The organism is Pseudoalteromonas ardens, from assembly GCF_030125445.1.
In the GTDB taxonomy this organism is placed as follows: Bacteria; Pseudomonadota; Gammaproteobacteria; order Enterobacterales; family Alteromonadaceae; genus Pseudoalteromonas; species Pseudoalteromonas ardens.
The window spans coordinates 304,225-327,673 of the sequence record NZ_JASJUV010000005.1 but is presented as its reverse complement, the minus strand read 5'-3'; the positions used below and the strand labels follow the sequence as shown (position 1 = coordinate 327,673).

Below are 23,449 nucleotides of genomic sequence, written 5' to 3'. Positions count from 1 at the left end.
TATCCAAAGATCGGAGCTGGCGAGTGTCACTCTTCACCGAGGCAGGGATCAGATGAGTTTATTCTGCATTCAGTGTAAAAGTTGTGGTAATACCCTGCACATTAAGTGGGGTTACTTTGGCGGGAACCTTAGCCTGTGGATGGCACTTGTCAGAGACAGCGCCACGCTCAGTAAAGAAGTCCGTTTTTTCATGAGTTTATTATTTTAGTTTTGACTAATGATGGCTGCGGCAAACTCAGCGCCGCAGCCTGCTCGGTCAATTCGCTCTGTATAGTTTAGGCGCCTTGAGCTTCTCAGCTTTGTCTCTGACAATTGTCCAGGACGTACAGGAACCATCAGTGAAGCACGCTTTAACACGGTATGCGGTCCCTTTCGGCTCTGTCACTGCAAGGCTCAGTTCGCCATTAATCAGTGTTGCCACCGGCTTCCAGGTTGCTGATGACACATCGCACCCGAGACTACAGAGCGCACTTTCAATCACAATCTGTTTTACGCCCGTTAGCTGCGACCACCTCAGGTGCGTGCCAGTGTATTCAACGACAAAGCGCTGATTGATCACCTCTACCCTGTGCTCGGTCTCCCAGCGTTCGCTACACACGTTCACACCCGCAACCTGACCACATGCCTGCGCGAAAAAGCGGTAAATGCCTGGCTGGGTAAAACGGAACCTGTAAGTGCCCGGTTGACTATGCTCACGACTACTCAGCGCAATCATCTCAAGTGCATTTGGAGGTAAAACAAACAAGGTCGTGGTAAAGCTCTGACTGGGCTCACTGACAAAGTACCAGTCGATGCTTTCTGTTTTATCCAGGAATGTGAGCGTCTCAGATGACACCTTAAGCGCGGGCGTGTCTGCTGGTATTTCAGGTGTTGTATAAACCCCTGTCGGTGATGACCAATCAGAGCAGACCGCATTACCCACTGCTCCAATACAAGAACGAATTTTATAAGCGCGCATGCCCCCATCCAGGTTGTGCCAGGTGAGTTGATTATTACCCGCCTCATTACCACCTGGCGCAGTATAGCGCCCGGGTACCGTCCAGTCATTGCTGTTGTACTTAATGGAAATGTCGTAATAACTGGTGCCCGGCACAGGACCCCACTCGAGCGTGGTCGTGCTACCCTCTCCACTCACTTTATGGATCCAGACTGGAATAGTCACGGTGTTTGACTCAGCTGACCATTCTGTACAGTTGGTCAGATTATCATCGCAACCACGTACCCGGTAACGCCTGTTGCCTGACTCCAGACTCGACCAGGAGATGTGATTGTCAGTGCTGACATAGCGCCCCGGCACAGTCCACGCGTTATCATTGTATTTAATTTGCACATCAAACTGAGCCGATGGTGCACTGTGCCAGTTTACTTCGATTTCATTCTTGCGAAGCAAAGAGGCAACCGGCGTGGTAACCAAAGTTCTGGATGGCAAAGACCAGTCAGAAAACTCCGAACACCCGGCATCATTGCACGCTTTAACCTGATACTGGGAATACGCGTTTTCATCATCTGCAGACTCAAACTGGTTACTCGTAACCCGGTGCTCAATGATCGATAGCTCAGTATTGTAGCTTGCTTTACTGACGATATAGTAAGACGCACCACCTACCTCAGCCCAGTTCACCGTAACTTGACTGCCGTTACTTTGCGCAACCGGCTTGTTGGGCACTGCAGGCTTTGCAGCACGGATCACAACTGTGCCCTGATTCGATTGCAGACCTTGCTCGTCTGTGACCCAAAATGCAAAAGTGTCACCATAAAATGAGTGGCCCGGAACGTATCGGAACACACCATGCGGTTTGCCCGGTACTCTGACCAACTGGCCATGATTGGTTTGATTGTTTGCACTGCCTGTGGAGGTTACAAACTGATAGCTAAACCTGTCTAACAGACCTGGGGTTTTATTCGCCTCAGGGTCAACCATCAGCTGGGTTCTGAAATCAATCTCGCCGTCTGGTAAACCGTTAATGCTGACATCCAGATCGGATACCTGCGGGGCTTCGTTGACGGCTTGCAGCGGCACCGCCACTCTGTGTTTGTTAGATGTGGTCGCGCCGTCGGTTACTTGCACCATCACATTCAGTATCGGCTCTTCATACAGGGGGTCTATGGTGATCTGGCCCGTTGCCCGATCAACTGAATAGAAACCCTGCATACTCTCTACTTCCAGGGTCAATTCGCTGTTACGGCTATGTGACCCTTTGTAGCGAATATATAAGTCGTGTACAGACAGGCTAAATGGGGTGTCCTCTCTCACCGTCGCGATATCAAGGTGACGGATAATCACAGGCGCCCCCTTGTCATTTTTAATATCAATGGCAATGTCACCACGACCCGACACCGCACCTTGTTCATCATAAACAAAGAAAAACACGTAATCACGACCGACAAAGTTGGCAGGCGGAGTGTATTCGTATAAATCACTGCGAGCGCCAGGCACCTGTACAAAGCGACCACCGGCGTTAGTCCAGCCGCCATGGTCTTCTCTGTTGGCATTTTTCGAGAAGATAAATTTATATTGCTCTAGTCTTGGGTCATCTCTGCCCAGTGGCCAGTAGTTAAAGTCCGGGTCGTGCATCATGCCGCGCATGTACAAGGCAAATTTTTCATCTTTAACCGACTCCCAGATTATTTGTCCGGCTTCGGGATGGTCATTGACTTCATTCACCACGATTTTAAGTTGGTACTCTTGTGAGCGATGCTTGCCATCGAATAGCGTAACGGGAACACTTAGCTCCCCGTTAAAGTGCTGTGCCGGTGTGAGTGTAAAACCATCTAACGTATAGTGCTGCCCACCAGCCACTTCAAAAGTCATATCTGTTGCAAGTGAATCGGCATCAAGATAGTTAATCTGATTGATATCCAGCACCAAGCTGGTGTCTTCGTCCATGACCAGCGACTTTTGCCCGGTGATCACCGGTGCCGTTTTGTTTTCTTTTAGCACTGTCACCAGAACTTTAGCGCTGGCTGAGGCATTGGCGGCATCCCGGATGGTGTAGTTGATCACGTCGCTACCGTCATATTCCGCATAGGGCCGATATTCGATAGCTCCGTTTTTGACCAGCACTGTGCCATACTGTGCGGTGACCTGAGTGATGGTTAAGACATCACCATCAATGTCGCTATCATTGTCCAGCACATTAATATCAACCTGGGTATTGGCTATCAGAGTCACTGCGTCGTCATTGGCCACGGGTGCATCATTCACCGAGTTCACAGTGATTTTTGCCAGCCCCCTGACCGGGTTCGCGCGACCATCATAAAGCAGGTAAGTAATTTCGTCCTGCCCGGAAAAGTGCGCCGGTGGCTCATATTTTATCTGACCATCTGGCATCAGAGTAACCTGTCCATACTTTGCCGAAACAGACACTATCCTGAGCGGATCCTGATCCGGGTCAAGATCATTACTGAGTAAATCCAGCACCGAGCCTTGGTCTTCATCCAGTGTGATATGATCTTGGGTGATCATCGGCAGTGTATTAGCCAGGGCGTTTTCTCGCAGATTTTTGAGCATAAATTGCATATGTGTGGGAAAATCCAGTCCCGCGGACAACACAGGCGTTGCCAATATACACATACCGATAAAGAGTAAGCTGAGCGCTATTCTGATCACGTTCATCCCTAATAAGCCTTATATTCTCGTTATTTAATCCAGCAAGGCGTTTTACCGCATAAAGGGTGCTCTGTTTTTTCGAGTTTGATGGCACGACTTTCCTGATTCGCTGTGTAGTTCTGTTTTACGCAGCCCTGCTGCTCACCCATATAGTGATATACAGGGGCACTACCATACTCCCAAAGACGATTTTCTTTTATTGACGAATCAGCAAAGGTAAAGTAGGCATCAAAATACTCATAGAAAGCTAAAAGCGGGTGACCATAATTTATTTTAAAAAACTCGCCTTTACATTCTGCATCCAGAAAAATTAAATCATGGATAGATGATGTAATTGAGGGGGCATAGTGTTTAATACTTTGAGTGCCTTCCAGCGGGAGATACGTGTAGCCTCCACGGTCCGAGTATGAGACTACTTTTGCGACTTTAGTGGCTCCATCCCCTTTGTATAACCAGGTTCCTGTTGAATCGCCTAGTCGATCATCCTTACTCAACGTCAGGCCCTGCACTTGCTCCACATCAGCGACCGATTCGCAACGCTGCGCCGATTGCACTGAAACCAGCTTATCTTTCGACACTGCCGTTACTAATAAGCTGTAAAGCGCCTGTCCTTGCAGCGAGCTCAGGCTAACCGCCCATTTATTCTGGTTTTCTGCCGTTACGCAACCAGGCACAGTGTGTGTTTTGGGTGTCTCCAATGTGAATATCGCCACATCGCCGGTTACATTGAGCTGAGAGATCTGAGAAGCCGCCATAGCCGTGCTGCTGAGCAGGCAAAATGACGCAGTTACAACTAGTTTTTTCATTATTATTCCGTGTATTAGAGTGCTGTTTCGTTGTTATGGCTGCGCTGCTAAGCCGCTACCTAATAACACAGGCATGCATACCACACAGTGGATGTTCAGCATCCAAAAGCTTGGTATAACGCGCGTCATACTGATTGGCCATATTTTGAGTTTTCTGGCACCTGTTGCCTTCCTCTGCATATGAAACATACTGATAGACAGGGACGTTGCCATTTTTACTCAATAGGTTTTCGGATTTAGAGTCTGATTTGGTATAGAACCGATTTTTAGGCAGGAGCAGATAAGGGCTCGAGCTGGGCGTATGATAGATATAGCCCTGCCCACTGCATTGTTCATCAACATAGTACACAAGATTCAGTGTTGATGGCCCATAATGCTGTACCCAAGTGGTGCCTTCTGATGGCACATATTGTATGCCGTTTGACGTATTGGTAACCGTTCCCAACTTAGTCACACCATCCCCTTTGTATAGAGAAACCCCAACGCCTCCCTGAGCAGGGTTAGTTTTTAGTGATAATGAACCCGCCTGTTCGATATCAGCAATCACTTCGCAGCGATTCGCCGGGATGACATTCACCAAGTGTTCTTTCGATACCGCTGTAACCAGCAGGCTGTACATCGCCTGACCTTGCAGGGAGTTTAAGTTTATCGCCCATTTTTGTTGATTATCGGCACTCACACAGGCAGGAATGGCGTGTGATTTAGGCTGCTCAAGCGTAAAAGTGACGGCATCACCTAACACATCCAATTGTTTAACCGCAGAGGCAGCACAAACCGCCCCCGGTGCTATCGCCGCCAAAACAGCGAGTAATTTGAGGTTCATTATAAAATCCTTTTTCCGAGAAGTAGCTGATTGAGCTTGTTCGTTTAACGAACTTATTATGTGTTGGCAATTGTACCTTAATTGGGATTTAAGGCAATTGGTGTTGCGGGTTAAAAAATAGACGCCTTCGAACGGCTTCTATTTGGACTTCAGCTTCTTTATAGGTAGAAATTTTAAATAGGGTACTCAAAGTTGAGTGCCCTGCTTAATTTAACTTGCTAAAGGGCATTTGAAGCACGAGGTAGTGTTCAATTTTCTGTGTCATTTCGATAAGTTAAGATACAAAAAGAGAAATGACCCATGACTACACAACAATTTGATTTAGATTCTGTATTGAAAGCGCTCCAGGACGGTAAAAACCTCACTGGTAAAGATGGAGCACTCACCCCGTTGATAAAACAGCTCACTGAAGCCGCTATGAAGGCTGAGTTGGAAAACCACTTACCTGAAAGTTCCGAGCCCAATCGTAAGAACGGTAAATCTACTAAAACGGTCAAAGGACCCACTGGTGCATTCGAACTTGAGACGCCTCGTGACCGAGCTGGCACCTTCGAGCCGCAGTTGGTGAAAAAGCACCAAACCCACCTGACCGAAGACTTAGAGCGCAAGATTCTTGCGCTGTTTGCCTTGGGCAATAGCTACCAGGATATCCGCGCTCACATCGCCGATATGTTCGATATATCTATTTCCAACGGTACTATTAATGCCGTAACAGACAAGCTACTGCCTGAGCTCCAGGCTTGGCGTGAACGTGATTTGGAAGCCATATATCCCATTGTTTGGCTTGACGCTATTCACTACAAGATCAAAGAAAACGGACGTTATGTCGGTTAAGCCATCTACACCATTTTGGCTCTCAACATCGAAGGCAAAAAGGAGCTCTTGGGCCTCTATCTATCAGACCAGGAAGCTGCCCATCACTGGCTAAGCGTGTTGACCGACCTTAATAATCGAGGCGTTAAGGACATTCTGAGTGCCTGCGTGGATGGCCTCAAAGGCTTCCCTGAAGCCATTGAAACCATCTATCCGAACACAGAGATCCAACATTGTATCATTCACCAGATCCGTAACTCACTCAAATACGTGGCATCCAAAAACCAGGAGGCTTTCATGGCGGATCTCAAATGCGTCAATAAGGCTGCAACCCTGAATGCTGCTGAAATCGCGCTGGACGAACTGGAAGCCAAGTGGAGTGAAAAATATCCTTTGGTCATCAAATCATGGCGCTGTAAGTGGCTGACACTCAGCGCTTATTTCAAGTACCCGGATTACGTAAGAACACCTATCTACACGACCAATTCCGTCGAGGCTGTACATCGCCAGTTCCGGAAGCTGACCAAAACCAAGGGCGGTTTTGCCAATGAAAACAGCTTACTAAAGCTACTCTATGCCGGTATACTTAAAGCTCAAGAGCGCTGGACGCATCCTATCCAGAACTGGAATCTCACGCTGTCGCAAATGGCCATCCACTTTCCAGGGCGCTTGGATGACTACATCGAGCTTTGAGCTCAGTAGGCTGACACAGAATTATGAACATCCTCTTTAGCTAACATACGTGCGTAAATTAATTACCGAATATACGAATAAACTTTTCCAACATTCCGATAAAACCTTTCCAAAAGCAAGCACCGAAGTCAAACGCCAGATAAAAGAAAACCAGTCCCCGCTGGCTTTCGTTTGCTTGGCTTAGCTTGATTCCCAAAGTCAGAAAAAATCTATTTAACTAAAGTAAAGCGTATTGGTCGTCATGAATAGACACCAATTATGTATAACCTTTTAACTATTTAACTATTTAACTATTTAACTATTTAACTATTTAACCATCCAAGATACTAATTTACCTTGAATATATGAGTCTAATTTCACTTGAAGGAATAAATTCTCCAATGTAAAAGAGTAATTTACTAATAGCTTATCTCTAACTAAAAGCTGTCGACTACAGCTTACATTTTTATGCTCATTAACACTTGAACCAGAGCATATAGCGACTAAAAAATCCCATTTGTTACTTGGGAGTTCTTTATCTTTATCAGGATAAGTAGAGAATACATAGAACATTCCACGATATCCTTTACTCGTATAAACAAGATATGTTCCTGACTCTTCATGTTTTATTATTTCCCTGTCTTTAAAATCTAGTTGTGCATACCAAAGGGCTTCATAATCAGAACTATCTGAAAATTTTGAATGGCTTTCACCGCTAAAATCAGAAACAGAACCAACAATTTTTGATTGAGAATGTTTAAGTTTGTAACCTTCTACGTTCTTTGGTTCTAGTTCAAATATGAATCCATCGACATTAACATCTAATCCTGCAAAAGATTTAAGCCAAAGCCAAGGTGATACATCTGCAAGCTCCTTTGTCGGAACTTCCATAGACAAACCACCAAGTTCATAGCTGACTTGAGGCTCTGCACTTACTCTCACTGAGAAAATGCTCAACAGTAGCAAAAAAGTGATTATTTTCATTGTGTATCGCATCCCTTACACCATATAGGATCCCATACATCTGCTTCCCAAAGAGCTCCTGTCAACGGTGTACCACCAAATGTTGAACTTGGAAGACCCAACCCATTAAATACCTGATGATGATATTCTGCAATTTGTCTAGGGTTCAGTAAGCCCGGAACACCTAAATTATCAGCTTCGACAAACTCAGCATGTTTGTTCATCAATTGTAATTTAACATCTTGCATATCAACTTCAACACCATTGATAAGTGCAGTTCCTTTTAGACCAAAGTTTGCCAAAGACATTATACATGCATCAACGGAAGAGCATTGATCTTGTACTACCATAAGTGCTCTTGCAGCATAACTATCTCCGGCCTCAGCACGAGCTTTATAATACCCCTCAACATCTCCAGCTTCTCGCAACTTCCTTTGTGCAGGAGTTTCTCGAAGACTCTCTGCTTTTTTGGCTTGCTGTTCACCGTTAAATGCTTGGGCAAATCCAGCTGTTATAGCTCCGTTAGCAAATTTCCCACCGGTAAGTCTGGAAATTGTACCACCAACAACGGCAGCAGTTACAATTCGTAACCCTGCATCCTTAGCAGCTGTACCAATCATTTTATTAATGTTAAAAGCTTTTGTTAATCCCGCAGCAAAGAAGCCATGACCGAATTTACCGCCACCAAGTTCAGATATAATTCCACCCGTTACGGCGTGCGTACCGATGTGACCTATCCCCCCTTCAGTAAAGAAGCCAGATTTAGCATCAAATGCTCCACCAATTTGCTGAAACGCCGCCCCAGAAAGTGCTCCAATGAGCGCACCTCTCAAACTACCCGTTGCTACTCCACCACTAACAAAGCCAATAGCCGCAGCGTTATACCAAGTTGCCGCAGCCCATTGGCCAACTCCCGGTATGAGCATCAAGGCTAAGCCCGCAAATGGTGCGAACTTTCCTAGTGCTTTGTTCAACTTCTTAAACAACTTCTTAAAGAAATACCCACTCGGGTCGGTATAACTCAACGGGTTATTCAACACATAACTATAGCGGTTATAGCTTTGTGAATTGCCCGGTGCCTGAATATGCGGATCCGCCTGAAGGAATCGACCCAGAGTTGGATCGTAAATTCGGCCATTCATATGAATGATGTTTAAGCCATTGAGCATCTCATGGCCGGTAAAGCCATGTCGCATATAACCGGTAAACACACTGAACTGACTGACTTCGAGCACATGCTGCTGACCGAATGGATCGTAGCGGAAGGCCTGAGTGATTTTAGCACTCGTTTTCGCTTCATTTACCTCACTGATTGCCAGTGTCGAGCCCAGGTGATCTTTCACCATTAATTTGTGGGTCAGCTCACCGGTTGACAGATTTTCACTGATCAACATGTTACCTACGGTGTACTGGTAAATAGTACCCGATGCCTTGCTGATGCGCTCAAACGCGCCATAGTAGAGGGTCTCACTGTTTTCTTTGCCACCAGTTTGATCTTGAACATTAAGGTAGGTGTCTTTACGATAATAGCGGCTTTGTCCGGCACCATAGCGGAAGGCCACTTCCATGTTGCCCGACTGGCGAATGTGCGTGACTTTATCAAATCCTGAATAGGTCAGGTAACGCGACCCATCATTGACCATATTACCATTGTTGTCGTAATTAAACGTTTTACCGCTGCGCGTGTCCTTGTACAGTGCATGTACCCCTGCATTGCCCTTAGAACGCGCCGCATCACCATAAGTAAAGTGCCCCTGGCTGGCATGACACGAAGATGTGCTGCCTTTGGTCGTCATATTGCCTAGCGCATCGTAACAGTAATAGGCATTTTTAGTTAAACCAGCATAATTAAGCGTGGCATGTTTTAACCGGTTGAGCCCGTCATAGTTGAAGTTTTCGGTGCTGGCTTGATGGTACAGGCCATTGATTTTGCGCTGTTTCAGCTGACCAAATGCATTATAGGTATAACTGGTAGTAAGCATTGACGCGCTCACATTGAGTGCATTACTTATTCCCTGAGCACTCATACCAGATGCCATACCAGTGTATTTATCATAGAAATAGCTTTGGCTTTGCCCGCCTAAATAGCTGATATCCGTCGCCTGACCCCTGAAGTTTCTGCCGGTAACACGGGAGAGCTCAGATTGCTCCACCTGCTCTGTTTGGCTGTTGTAACGCAGACCGTATTCCGCAACCTTAAAACCGTCCGAATCATATTGATAACCAACAGCATAGTTGTTACTGAGCTGGCTTAAGTACACCCGACCCAGATTGTCATAATACGTGTTTTGGGATTGGGCTACGTGTTTGCCATCTATCCAGGACTCTGTAAGCACAGATACAGGCCTGAGTAGCGCGTCATACATGTAACTCTTTTGATGTAAGGTGGCCAAACCAGAACAACTATGACCTTCCATCACCCATTCTGCTGATTTGGTGCCTAGCCCCATTTCATCATATGCAAAACAACGTGACTGAGCCTCACTGTCCTGTGCACTGGTGATCCGCTGTTGCACACGGCCATAGCTGTCATAGTTTATCCAGGTTACCTGACCATTGGCATCTTTTTGCCACTTCAGTTCGCCCAGTGCATTGTAACGGTACTCCCACGTGCCTTTATCCGGGTCTATGGTTTTGATCTTATTACCCAAAGTGTCATAGTGTATAAACACTTTATTACCTGCACTATCCTGAGTACTTTGTAACTGGCCATATGCATCATAGTCGTAGGTTATCCGGCTGGCGGTGGCATTTTGCACAGCCGAGCTATTATCAGTCGTTGAAACCAGCTCACCGTTCACATTGTATAGTTTGGTTTTGGTAATGGCGCTGCCGCTACCAGTGTGTGTTTCTTTTATCGAAAAGCCGTTGTAGCGTGTATCAACCCTGAGAGTATGGCCATCAAAGCTCGGTGCTGAGGTTGTTACCACTCGGTCTAAGATATCAAATTCAGTGACTTGCCATTCGCTTGCGTCTACTCGAGCGTCCTCATCCCCGGATACCGCTATCGAAGTGCGATAAGCACGCCCAAAGCGGTCATAGTCAGTCTTTATCACTGACTGCTCACCGCTTTGCCTTTTGGAGACTTTCGCAGCAACCCGGCCCTGGCTATCATAAAACTCACTAACAGCAGGTGCCCCAGACATTCTTGAAATCACTTTAAATGCATAGTCTTCGTCCAACCAGGTGCGATAAATCGCTTTGACCAACTTGCCTGGTGAGCGCTCACCAGTTGGCTGACCAAAAGCGTTATAACTATATTCTGTTGTCAGAGCACTGGAGTTCTTAGATGCATCACTACACGACTTAGTGTTGACTCGCTTACTCAACAATAAGCCAGTCACTGTATTGACGGTATAGCACTCACTGCTATGGATCAGATCTGTATTGACACTATCCCAATTACTGGGGATACCATTGAGCACACTTTTAGATGTTAAGTAACGCCCTGTCGCGTCATACTGCATATAGCTCACACGCTGAACATCACCTACGTAAACGGGTGTCGCACCATAACTGGCATTAATCTGAGCCTGCTTACCACGTGTTATCTGGTACTTTTTGTTACCAAAGTCATAAAACCCATATTCAGTGATAACCGCTTGCGAGGAAGAGTGTGCATTGACCTTTTCCTGGTACAAAATACCATTACTATCATAAGCAAAAGCACTCTGGCGGCTTGACTCCTCACCCTGGGCATTGGTTTTAGTCACTATCGAGCACGTTAACCGGCCAAACCGGGGGTAACCACCGTTATAAAGCTGCGTTAAGCCCGTCATATCACAGCCTGAAGGCGCCCGACTGTAGATATTTTCAGTTCTGGTGGCAAACTTACTTCCTTCAGCGTTTTCAACTTCAACGTTTGAAGTGAGAACATTGCCATAATTGTCATAGCTCTGGCGTGTTGTGGTGGTGGACTTTAGCTGACCCTGACTGTAAGTTGTCTTGCCTGTGGCTTCATCTGCATTTAGGAAGTAGCTTTTCTCTGTGCTAAGACTTATATAGGCTCGATACACACCACCTGACGTACTGCTCTGTAGTGAGTTCCTGGCTTCTGAAAGTACAATGTGTGTGCTGCCATTTTTACTGCGCATAGTCCTGACAGTTTTGATTGGCATGCCAATGACTTGATACCAGCTCAAGGTCTTTTTAACGGTTTCAGCACTGTTCAGCCCTTGGTGATAAAAGGTATCTGTTACTATGTCATAATCGCTATGGCGCTTATCTATGGTGGTTAACTTACCAAATCCCAGGTAGCCCCGACCCTGTCCATGAAATGCCATATTGGCGTATTGATACTCAACCGTTGCTCTGCCACCCACACCATCCGGGCTGGACGCACTTGCCACAACATAACTGGGACCACGAGCCGAAATAATCGGGAACATTGCTTCAACCCCCCCAGTGTAAACCGACTCATCTGTCAGCGGTTTATAGGTCACTGTGGTATTGTTGCGCATACCATCAATAAACTGAGTAATAGTACGGTGCTTTTTATGGGTGTTTTGATGGGTGAACACATCAACTGAAACCTGATCTGCACTGTAGCGCAAGCGCCACAAGTCCATCAGACCATCTCCGTTATTGTCTCCAAACAGCAATGAATCTTTCATTGTGTCTGAGGTTTTACGCTCGATGCTCGCATATCCCTCTTCTACAAATGTCTCTGTTTTGGCATCGAACTGATAACGCACTAAAGCTGGCTGATAGCCTTTTTTCTGCGATATGATCAACTCTTGTTTAAAGTCCGCATCGACATCAACCACCAGCATGTTATCTCTGCTGATTGTCTGACCTGGCAAGATCTCAATGGGCGCTTCAAACCCAAAACCATTACTGAGCTTGACAGTCCATTGTTTATCCAGTCGATACAGGAAGTCGACGAGCCCATCTCCATTAACATCGGCTAGCTGCTCGTTTCGATGCCAAGATTCATTGTCTTCAGGTATTGCCATCTCATAAAAAGGTTCAAAGCTTCCATTACCCTGATTGATGGCATAATGTGTTTCAAACCCAACACCGCCGGCGCCACAAACTTTGTCTTTTTTATCGTTCCGATACTCATCATGACAAGACTCTACTATGACCTCTATCGTCGCAACAATATCGGATAGTCCATCTCCGTTAATGTCGCCCCATTCGATGTTATCAAATTCAAGTTCTGGTTCATTGCGAGCCTGGTCTTCTTCAAGAAACAGCGGTGAATCGACCTCACTTGCTGAGAGTGCCACTTGCGTATTCCCAAATGCCATTGTCCCGTCTGAACCTAAAGTACTGAGCCGATATTTAACTTCACTATGCCCATATTTATAGGCCAGATCGATCAACCCATCTCCGTTGACATCCGCAGGCAGTATTTTAGCCTGATGACCCGTTAGTGTCGGGATGCCAGTCAGTTTTAACTCTCCAACTTTAATTCTGTCAAAGCATCTTTCTATGGGGTCATCTTCAACTTTATGGGCTTCGTCTTGATTGTTCTGCGGAAAATAGGTCTTACATTCCCGGGACTCACTGACATCTCCCTCCTGATTGAGAACGTACCAGTTATAATCTCCTCCCGAAGTTTTAGACGACAGCAATACATCTGAACGCCCATCTCCATTGAAGTCGGCTACCATTGCATGAGGTTTATAGTCCGTGTCTTGCTGGGCAACGATAATACGATCGGTCACATTTCTGCCACCATATCTGACATGCCAGGAACCGCCCCCTGAGTGATAAATAAAGTCGCTATAACCATCACCATCTAAATCGCCCACCACTGGCGTGCCCACTTTGTCTGGTGTGCCTAACGTAAATTGATCATCAGATACCCCGTCAATTTCTCCTGCTTCCTGATTCCATATAAAGGAAACGGGTTTGGCACAGGCACTGCCGCTCGCACGACACTTGGTCACAGAGAGTAAATAAGGAGTCTGATATTTATACGCCAAGTGATAGAAGCGATATGCGCCACCACCATTAGTAACGTTAATATTATCTAGCGTTTGAGTTCTCTGGTAAAGTGCGCCAAAGCGGTAACCGTAGTGAGGTACCAGTGACTCTGTATAAGACAGTGTGACTTCTGCACTGCCATACTGGATTTTCTTAAGTAATACCTCTTGATCAATGCGATTATCCCCATTGGGGGATGCATAATAATAACGAATTCTATTACTATGCAAACTCGGGTTTGATGAGGCTTCAGCATACACATCTGTAATGCTGCTAAGTAACCAGGTGTTTGCCACTGCCTGATTATTTGTAAGTGATGAACTTACATATTGAACAGAGTTATAAGCACCATTGACGTTGCCATAATAATGGGTTTCTCCGGATTTTGTTGTTGCAATGAAGCCATTAACAGAGGCCTTTGTGCCATCTAATTGGTATTCCGTAAAACTATCCTGATGAGTACGATAGACACCATTTCCCACTTCGACAAGACGTTGTCCATCGACACAAAACGCATCCGTTTCATCAAGCTGAACATCTTTAACATAAGCCCCGCTTAAGTTGTCATGAAACTTAGACTTGGCACATCGCGTTATCGAAGATAATCCAGATAAAGACCAGCCAATACCCGCAATACCTGCTTGTGTATTAGAACTTGAATAGCTTAAACCCAAAGTAGGTTTTACGCCGCCCGGTCCCTCAGGCAGCTCAATTGGCACCTGGTAGGTAGCACTTCCCGATTCATCGACTCTGAATTCACCTGGAGTGACGGCCGTGATGTTGCCCAAACCATCGGACGGGAAGGAAACCTGATTGGCATCATTGGTCGTGCCGAACTCGAAAGTGTGTGGTTCTGGATCATTAGATTTGGTATCCACCGTTAGCGGTGCACTGTACTCTGCGACTTCCTCACCGCAGTGAACGGTTTTGCCTGAATCCTCAATACAGCCACTGACCCGGTAGGTGTATTTACCATGACTGGATTTGTTGATTGTTGATGACAGCTCGCTCGTTTGCTGTTCATGAACCCCCTGCCAGCTACCATCACTTTGCTTTTCTTCGAGCAAGTAATGAGATGCCCCTTCAACTGCATTCCACTTAAGGGTAAAGCTAGCTGCACGATCGCTGGATGCTATGGCATTCATGCTCAGCAATGAGGCCAGTATAATCCCGGATTTAAACACAGTGCGGATAAGTTTAGCTCGATAACTCATGACGCCTCCATCAGGAAGCAGCGATGTGTGAAGTAGCAGATTGGCAGATTCATTTTAATTCCGTTTTTCTGTCATTATTATGTTGATGATGCGTTAGTGCAGCCGCTCAGGCAATCCAATTTGGAGCGAAGGCGCGTGCAGGAACACACAAGGCCAGTCACCCCAAAGTCATTCAATTTTTATATCAGTAGTAAAGACAGTTAAAGCGGGAGAGGCAAATAAGGCTGTTCGCGGCTTATAGCCGCAAAGTTAGAGACTTTATCGCATTTCCTTGCATCAATTGTCTGCGGGACAGTGCCTGTCGGGTAAGAAACAAACCACCTTGTCCAAATTTCAGACAAATAGTATCTAAAAAGCATACAGATGTAAAATGGTGAGAAATAAAACACGTTAATAAAAAGCATAACCTGAGGTGTACTCATGGCTATGCTTTTTTTGAGTTTGCTTTCGGCTAAATTAGCTGTTAGCCGCTAACAGGGCTGCTACTTCACCTTCTAACTCCCTGAACACTAAGTTAAATAGAGTGACTTGTGCTTTAATATTTAATTTAAGTTCCTGTGGAGAGCTGAAGCTCGCGTAAGCATCAGCAAAATAGGGAACAATTGCACAAATGTCTAGGATGAGAAATTTCTCACTTCCTGATACCTCTGTATGAGGACTCACCTCTACTTTAGCTTTTCGGAAAGACTTCTCCCTAATATGAAACGCGAGGTTGATCCGGCCACAATTTGCCTGAAGAAATATGTCATCGCTATTACCAATACCACAACAAAGCATGTATTCATTTGTTAAGGCTTTTGAAAAAATCGGATAGGTCTTTGATGAATACCTTTTAGATTCTTCAAACCCTAGTGAACCCAACTCAGCATCTATAGTTTGCTTCAAACTATCCATCGTTACGCCAGAGGCTGAAGTAAGCTCATTGTCACTGAAGCACTCAGCCTCCTTGCGCTTGTGTTCATCAAACTGAATGTCAAAGCTTTGTTTTTGCGTTGCAAATTTTTCGCGCTGCTCAAATTGAAACTTCAACCTCGACTTCCTTGTTTCGTCAAGCTCTAGCTCCCACAAGCGGGGCCCCGACTCTCTGAACTGGTCAAAGCTCATGCCATTTCTTTCATCTCGCTCACGTTCTAACTGCTCAAGATACGGTGACTTGTAGCCTGTTGCATGCTCTCCTATATAGGTCGCAATACCGCCATCAATCGAGCCCACTTGCTCCTTGCCTATTTCCTGCATAAATCGATAATGGGTATTTGTATCTAAAAATGCACCTTCAAATTGCTGCAATAGTTCATGAGCACTAAACCCTTGTTGAGATAACAACAATTCAATATCCCGACTAGCATCGCAATAAGGAATAAACAGCGCGAGTACTTTTCTTTTTAGGCTATCAGATAACATTATTTTCCTCATTTAACTCAGTTAAAAAGCAAAGCTCTTGGTTTGCGTCGAGCTACTTCTAAAAGCACTACCCAGTTTTGTTACGGGAACGAATGCCGTAGCAATATCATACACCCAGTTCCGGTGCACCGAATAATCATAAACAATTAAACCAGGGTGGTATCCCGCATCATAATAGACAAACTCATAAGTTACTAAACCTACCGTTCCATAGAGTCTAATCGCATCAGCACCGTTAAAAACCCGATCAAGATTGCCTAACTTAAGACCTGGGTTTGATTTAACGTAATCATTAAGCTGTTCAATACCCGATTTTGCACCCGCATAGTTGTTTGGCTTTAGTTCAAATGCTTCATTGGAACTCAGATGTTTAAGATCCAAGTATCCTTTACCATTTTTTGTCCTTTGGCTATTGACTTCAACTTCATCTTTCCATTGGCCAGGATCTCTTCTTTTAAGCTCAGCCTGAAGCACCTTGTGAGCAAGCTTGCCGCGACGGAACGCCTCCGCTTCCGCATTGAGTAGCTGTGCCAGAGCCGCTGTTCTAGCACCGTTAGCAAATTTACCGCCGGAAATGACTGAAGCCGTACCACCTACAAGGGCGGCAACTGCAACTCTTCCCGCAACAGCTGAACTACTCAAGTTTTTATAGTCAAAGCCTGCGTTCCCCATCGTAAACTTAGTAAAACCTGCTGAGAAGAAACCATGACCAAACTTGCCGCCGGATAAACTGGATGCAACTCCCCCAGTCAATGCATGGGCACCTGCCCATTGTAATTGCTCGCCAAGTGATGCTTTAGCAAATGAACCAAACTCTTTACCAAAGTGGGAGCCAATTTTCTGGAATGCCGCACCGCTTAAAGCCCCTATCACAGCCCCCTTTAGGCTTCCCGTTGCAATCCCCCCGGACACAAACCCGATCAATGCAGAATTCCAGATACTTTGCATTGCCCATGCTTGCATGCCTGGCACAAACATTAACGCAATGCCCACAAAAGGTGCAAAGTCTCCAAAGAGCTCATTCAACCCTTTAAATATCTTATTAAAGAAGTATCCGCTGGGGTCGGTATAACTCAATGGGTTATTTAAAACGTAGCTATATCTGTTATAGCTCTGACTGTTTTCAGGTGCCTGAATGTGCGGATCAGCCTGTAAAAAACGCCCCAAAGTGGGGTCGTAAATCCGGCCATTCATATGAATGATGTTCAGCTCATTAAGCATCTCATGGCCCGTGAATCCATACCTCATGTAACCATGGAAAACACTCCCTGTTCCCTCATTCATGGCAAACTGCTGACCGAAGGGATCGTAACGGAACGTCTGGACCAGTTTACCTGCCGTGTTGTTGGCGTTGATTTCACTGACCGCCAGCACCGAGCCCAGATAATCCCGGACCATCAGGCGATGTGTTGCTTCGCCGCTTTGTTTATTTTCAGTAATTTGCATATTACCCACAGTATACTGATGTGTAATATCGCCTGAATCAGTCACAATGCGCTCGAAATTACCCAGATAGAAGGTCTCTTTATTGAGCTGGCCTTTGGCTTCATCCTCGCCGTTCAGATAGGTATCTTTACGATAGTAGCGACTCAACCCCGCGCCATAGCTAAACTGCACGCGCAGCTCATTGGCTTTGTGAATTTGCGTAACCTTATCAAAGCCAGAATAGTGCAATGTCCTTGAGCCATCCGACGTCATGTTGCCATTATTGTCGTAGTGATAAGTTTTACCGGTTTTATTGTCATACCTCAGTGCATGAGGACCGGCATTGGCAGTGCTGCGTTGGCTGTTGCCATACATAAAGCGATTGTCACCTGCCTGACAGTTGGTCGTTGCGCCTTTTTTCAGCATATTGCCAAGGGCGTCGTAGCAATAATGTAAGGTTTGCTTAATGCTGCCAAACTGATTTGTTGCGGTACTTAAGCGATTTAAACCATCATAGGTAAAACTTTCTGTCCGGGTTTTGCTGTACAGCCCGGTGAAAGTACGAGTCTTAAGCTGGCCCCCCCCATTGTAATCATATACAGCGGAGAAACTGTTTGTGCCCGTCTGCGTTTGAATATTAGTTGCAGTTAACCCGGTGCTGAGTCCCGTCGCTCCGTCATACCCGTAAGTTAACTTTTGACCAGAGTAACTTTCTTCAGTCGCCTGATTTCGGTGGTTAACCTCAGAAATCGTCTTTAACGTGGTTTCTTCAACTTTTTGAGTGCTCGGGTTATAGCGTAATGCAACTTCCTGGTATTTAAAGCCTCGCTCATTAAATCTATACCCAACGGCAAATGTATCACTCATTTCACTGAGATAAATACGACCTAACTTGTCATAGTGAGAGCGTTGAGTGACTTGATAGGACTCATCTTCGCTGCTGTAGATACTTGTTGTGAGTTCTTCCAGTCGGTAGTACTTGTCATATTTGTAGGACTTCTCAAACTCTAGATTTGCATCGACACTACAACTATGACCGCTAACCACTTTTTCTCGTTCCAGTGTACCGGCACCTAAAGTATCATAATAGAAACAACGTACCTGTGCGTGCATTGCTGACTGAGCGTCATCTACTCTTAATATTGTTCGACCCATTGCATCATAGTCAAACCAGGTAACCGCCCCATTAGCATTTTTCTGCCACTTTAACTCGCCAAATGCATTGTAACGGTATTGCCAGGTACCTTTGTCAGGATCTTGCATCCCCACTTTGTTGCCCAGCACATCATGTGCAATTGTCACCACGTTCCCAGACGAATCTGTTGTCGATTTCAGCTGCCCATTTACGTTGTATTGATAGCTAATACTACTTTTTTCCGCACCCAACTCTTCATTGACATTATCTGAGACAGATACTAAGCGTCCTTCAACATTGAAAACTGACTCTTTTGTCACAGTCCCTGCGCTGCTACTGTGGAGTTCAGAAATAGTAAAATCACTGTAACTGGTTGAAACTGTCTGGCGTTTCCCATTAAAGGTAGGAGCTGCTGAATAAACTACTCTGCCCAGAATGTCATACCTAGTCTCAGTCAGCTCACCTACAGTTGGGCTACTATAGTTGCCCTGTAAATCTCCAAGCAGTGGTACGCTTTGCTGATAGGTTCGACCAAAGGCATCATATTCCTTGAGCACGACACTGGTTGTCGTCGCATCAAAACCATGGGTGATCACCTTAGTCGGACGGCCCATAGCATCATAGTAAGTGATCTTTGGCTGCCCACCCGTGCGATTAGAAACCTCTTTAAAGCCTTGTTGCTCCAAAGAACGAGTAATCGTGGTGACAATCCCGGTTGGTGATTCTTCACCAGTTGGTTGACCCAGCGCATTATATCGATAAGACGTAGTCAGACCGCCCGCCTCGCCACAAGAGTTAACATGAGTCGTTTCTGATTGCAGTAACCCGGAAACCGGATCGTAATCAAAGCACGTTAAATGCCCGCCTTCGTTGGCAGACTGTTCGATAAAACGGCCTTTGGCATCATAGGTCACTGTGGAGGTACGTGTTACAGCGCTTGAGTAAACAGGTAAGTCACTGTAGCTCGTGCCCTTAACCAGTTGTTTTCCTGCAATGCTGGTAGAAGTGGTATTACCCCATTTATCGTAGCCATAAGTGGTTGCCACTTGCAGGTCGTCATGATGGGCATTTGCCACTTCAACTTTCAACATGCCTTTGTCATCATAGGCAAACGCACTTTGACGGGTTTCAGCGCTGTCCGGAGATGCCTTAGTCACCGTTGCACAGGTCAGACGCCCATAACGTCCATAATCACCTGAATATTGCTCGCTCCCGTCTGGTACAGGCACCGCATCGCACTGACTAGCCGTCGCAGTATATTCATTGACCGTTTTGGTCGAATATGCCTTGCCGGCAGCATCAGCCACAGTTACCTGACTAACGGTCAGGTTACCATCTTGGTCATAGCTTTGCGTCGTTGTTGTCGTTGACTTCAGTCCGCCATTTACATAAGTACCTGCTGTACTGCTGCTATTCAGGAAATTAGCCGTCTCAGTGCTATTGCTGACATAAGTGTAGTAAGGACTGCGTCTTACATTCGCATCGATGCCACTTCTGGTGGTGATCTGCTGATAGGTATTTTTAGATTCAGACAGTACGATTTCACTGTCATCCGACTTTTTAACCAGTTTACGCGTTGTCAGTCTGGGTAGGCCAATCAGGTGCGGTGATGGCAATGAGCTGCGAACCGTTTCGTTATCATCTAAGCCTTGATAATAGTGAGTTGTGGTCACTATGTCGTAGTTAGGATCCCGGCTATCGGTTGTCGTCAGCATGCCAAAACCTAGTGCACCTCGGCCCTGACCATGGAATGCCATGTTGGCATACTTATACTGAACCTTTGCCGTACCACCTATCCCATCCGGGCTGCTTGCCTCGGCAACAACATACACAGGGTTAGTTACAGTGATGATCGGGAAACGCGATTGCAGAACCCCTTCATAGACGGTATCGTCTTTAAGCGGCTTATACGTCACTTCTGTCGCATTGCCCATCCCATCGGTAAAACGATAAATGGAGTTAAACTTTTTATTGGTTTGAGCTCGGGTGAAGATCTCCGCAGTTGCATCTTCTAACGTACGTCGAACTCGGATCCAGTCCACAAGCCCATCAGCATCATAGTCGCCAAACAACAGAGAATCTCTTTCGGTATCCGACTCTCTTCGCTCAATTTTGACGGCGGTATAGCCACCAATTAACTGGTTTGATGATGATGCAAATACATAAGCATTCCATTCTTTTCTTTCCTTAGAATAGGTCAGAATCTCCTGTTTTAAATCAGAGTCATAATCAAAAACCATAATGTCACGTTCATGTAGCCCATTTAAGGCTCTGAACTCAACCGCAGGCTCAAACCCGACTCCATTCGACGCGATATACTTCCAACGCTGCCCTGCTTTATAAATGACATCAGTCAACCCATCGCCGTTTAAATCTGCGACCTTCAGACTGTCCGGATGATTCATCTTGGATACCTGAAGCTCATGCTCTGGAAATTGACCGACCTGATTAAGCAGAGTATGAAGCTCATACCCATCGCCACCTTCCTGGCATCTTACATTTCCACCCTGATCTTCCTCACAGGTTTTACCATATACTTCGAGTGAAACCGCTAAGTCACTGAGCCCATCACCATTGACTTCCAGCCACTTAAAACTCGTTATGAACAAGAGCTCTTCTTGCCCTGTGCCAAGATCTCTGGTAAGCAAGTCAGAATCAATGTCGTCGACAAACAACAATTGCTGCTCTGGTTGCAAAGTCACATCACCAGTGTCAGAGACGCGTGTTTTTCTGGCATGCACATATGTAGAATCAGTAAGGTAAGTCACATCCTTCAGACCATCACCATCAATGTCTGCAAACTCAATATTACTGATGTCATTACCTTCAAGGAGCACTTTGGTTTTAAATTCACCTGTTGACTGTTTTCCCCAACAGATACCGATAATATTATTCGATAAATTTGAGTTACAAGTGTCGTCATAGTCCTGAAAGCCTGCATGTGTGACCAAGTGCCACTTGTAGATGTTGTCCTTACCTTTGGCCCTAATCAACAGGTCGGCGCGACCGTCCCCATTTAAATCAGCAACACGGGTTAACCCCGCTTGTCTTGCGTCAGAACTTGAGTCAAACTGGCTGTCCGGGATAAAAAAAGCATCCGCTCGGCCGTCCAGGCCATAATTAACATGCCAGCTCCCTTCCCCAACATATTTAATAATATCGGCTGCGCCATCACCATTCACATCCGCGGTCAGTGAATGTTTGGTTTTCTGTGAATCTCCGATCTCTAACTCTATTGGGTTTTCAACATCAACTAATGATGCCTCCGGATGCCAAGCAAACCTGACAGGTTTGGCACATCCATAAGAAACCATAAACTCTCCCTGGCACAACGTCACTAATTCCAGCTTAGGCTGCGCAGAATAGGGCTGGTACTGTAAAGAGTATTGCTTATAGCTTTTGTCACCCACAGCAATCGAAACACTTTGCAGTCTTTGCGTTATCTGAAAAGGGTTCCCATGTCTGAAGCCATATTTAGAGCCACTTTTCTCATAATTGAGCGTGAGCTTTATATCGCCATATATCACGGAGGACATCAACATTTGCTGATCAATCGACACGTCCTCTTCACCAGAGGTATAGTCATACTTAATCGTATTACCGAATAAATCGACTATTGAGCTGCGAGCCCAGGTATTATTTATCGCGACATTTCCGGTTTTGGCCGAATTGATGGCCTGCACAGAGTTTGCAGCAGCTGTATTAGATGTAGTATTCAAATTGCCGTAAAAATGCGTCTCGCCGGACTTGGTTTTAGCAACAAACCCGGTTACATCACCAGATGCTGTGACTCTGAAATATTCTGTAAATGAATCATTTTCCGTGCGATAGACCGCATCATAATTCACATCCAGTTGCTCATTACCATCATCCGTAATTTGGATCAGGCGTTGTCCGTCAACACAAAATGCGTCATTAAGATCAAACTGAACGCCCTGTACATACATCTCTCCCAAATTGTCGTAGTAATGCGACTTGTCGCATCGGCTAATTGCGGATATCCCGGAAAGCGACCAACCTATCCCCGCAACGCTGGGTTGCGTGTTACCACTGGAATAAGCCAGGCTGACCTGTGGCTTCATACCACCGGCCCCCGTCGGCAAATCCAAAGGGATCTGATAGGTTGCATTACCGGCTTCATCAACGCGGAACTCACCCGGTGTGACAGCTGTAATTTCACCTTTGTATTTACCCGGTAAGTCTAGTGACTTATCATCATTCGTTGCTGCAAACTCGAAGGTCACATCAGCAACACCAATCGACTTGGTATTGACGGCAAGCGACTTACTATATTCCGCCACTTCCTCACCACAGTGCACATTCTGGCTGCTGTCTGTAATACAGCCACTCACCCGATAAGTATAAGTACCATGTGTTTGCTTAGTAATTTTCTGTAGTAACGCATCTGTATGCGTTTCCGCCACGGGTTTCCAGCTGCCATCACTTTGCTTTTCTTCTAATAAATAATGTGAAGCGCCTTCAACCTCACTCCATTTGAGGGTGTAGCTGGTAGGCTTATCAGTCGACGCCATACTGTTGAAGCCCATCAGGGCTAACAGCATGGCACTGCGTCTGACTGAGATTAACCGTCTTTTCAAAAGACCTCCTTATTGGTACTTTTTCGCAGTAGCATGTTTCCAGTGTGTATTATTT

At 45.8% G+C, this 23,449-nt stretch carries 7 protein-coding genes and 1 pseudogene; 1 reads left to right on the top strand and 7 read right to left on the bottom strand.

The genetic code is table 11. From position 1 onward, the window contains the following. Positions 1 to 256: 256 nt before the first annotated feature. The 3 genes from QNM19_RS16905 to QNM19_RS16895 are packed head-to-tail and all read right to left on the bottom strand — an operon-like array spanning position 257 to position 5,239. Positions 257 to 3,616: a cadherin-like domain-containing protein gene (locus QNM19_RS16905; RefSeq protein ID WP_049865605.1), complete on the bottom strand. Its 3,360-nt coding sequence runs from the start codon at positions 3,614 to 3,616 to the stop codon at positions 257 to 259. A 23-nt stretch (positions 3,617 to 3,639) separates the two neighbouring features. Beyond that, on the bottom strand, positions 3,640 to 4,416 hold the full coding sequence (locus tag QNM19_RS16900; RefSeq protein ID WP_049865606.1) for a hypothetical protein: 777 nt from the start codon (positions 4,414 to 4,416) through the stop codon (positions 3,640 to 3,642). 55 nt (positions 4,417 to 4,471) lie between these two features. Further along, entirely contained in the window at positions 4,472 to 5,239 is a 768-nt protein-coding gene (locus tag QNM19_RS16895) for a hypothetical protein (protein ID WP_049865607.1), read from the bottom strand. A gap of 300 nt (positions 5,240 to 5,539) precedes the next feature. Here QNM19_RS16895 and QNM19_RS16890 point away from each other — a divergent pair. Further along, positions 5,540 to 6,745: pseudogene (locus QNM19_RS16890) on the top strand (IS256 family transposase). A 306-nt stretch (positions 6,746 to 7,051) separates the two neighbouring features. Here QNM19_RS16890 and QNM19_RS16885 read toward each other — a convergent pair. The 4 genes from QNM19_RS16885 to QNM19_RS16870 all read right to left on the bottom strand — a co-directional run bounded on the left by QNM19_RS16885 (position 7,052) and on the right by QNM19_RS16870 (position 23,394). After that, a complete protein-coding gene (locus QNM19_RS16885; RefSeq protein WP_284026970.1) occupies positions 7,052 to 7,708 on the bottom strand; it encodes a hypothetical protein in 657 nt (218 codons plus the stop codon). Then, positions 7,705 to 14,835, bottom strand: coding sequence for an RHS repeat-associated core domain-containing protein (locus QNM19_RS16880; protein ID WP_284026969.1), 7,131 nt, complete (start codon positions 14,833 to 14,835; stop codon positions 7,705 to 7,707). Before QNM19_RS16880 ends, QNM19_RS16885 begins: the two co-directional genes overlap by 4 nt. Positions 14,836 to 15,291: 456 nt before the next feature. Continuing rightward, entirely contained in the window at positions 15,292 to 16,236 is a 945-nt protein-coding gene (locus QNM19_RS16875) for a hypothetical protein (RefSeq protein ID WP_049863858.1), read from the bottom strand. Positions 16,237 to 16,257: 21 nt separating this feature from the next. Then, positions 16,258 to 23,394, bottom strand: a complete 7,137-nt coding sequence (locus tag QNM19_RS16870; protein ID WP_284026968.1) for an RHS repeat-associated core domain-containing protein — start codon at positions 23,392 to 23,394, stop codon at positions 16,258 to 16,260. Between the last annotated feature and the right edge of the window lie 55 nt (positions 23,395 to 23,449).

What these genes read in the sequence shown, in the direction of transcription:
- QNM19_RS16905 (WP_049865605.1), bottom strand. Translation starts at nt 3,616, where the DNA reads ATGAACGTGATCAGAATAGCGCTCAGCTTACTCTTTATCGGTATGTGT.
- QNM19_RS16880 (WP_284026969.1), bottom strand. Translation starts at nt 14,835, where the DNA reads ATGAGTTATCGAGCTAAACTTATCCGCACTGTGTTTAAATCCGGGATT.
- QNM19_RS16895 (WP_049865607.1), bottom strand. Translation starts at nt 5,239, where the DNA reads ATGAACCTCAAATTACTCGCTGTTTTGGCGGCGATAGCACCGGGGGCG.
- QNM19_RS16900 (WP_049865606.1), bottom strand. Translation starts at nt 4,416, where the DNA reads ATGAAAAAACTAGTTGTAACTGCGTCATTTTGCCTGCTCAGCAGCACG.
- QNM19_RS16875 (WP_049863858.1), bottom strand. Translation starts at nt 16,236, where the DNA reads ATGTTATCTGATAGCCTAAAAAGAAAAGTACTCGCGCTGTTTATTCCT.
- QNM19_RS16885 (WP_284026970.1), bottom strand. Translation starts at nt 7,708, where the DNA reads ATGAAAATAATCACTTTTTTGCTACTGTTGAGCATTTTCTCAGTGAGA.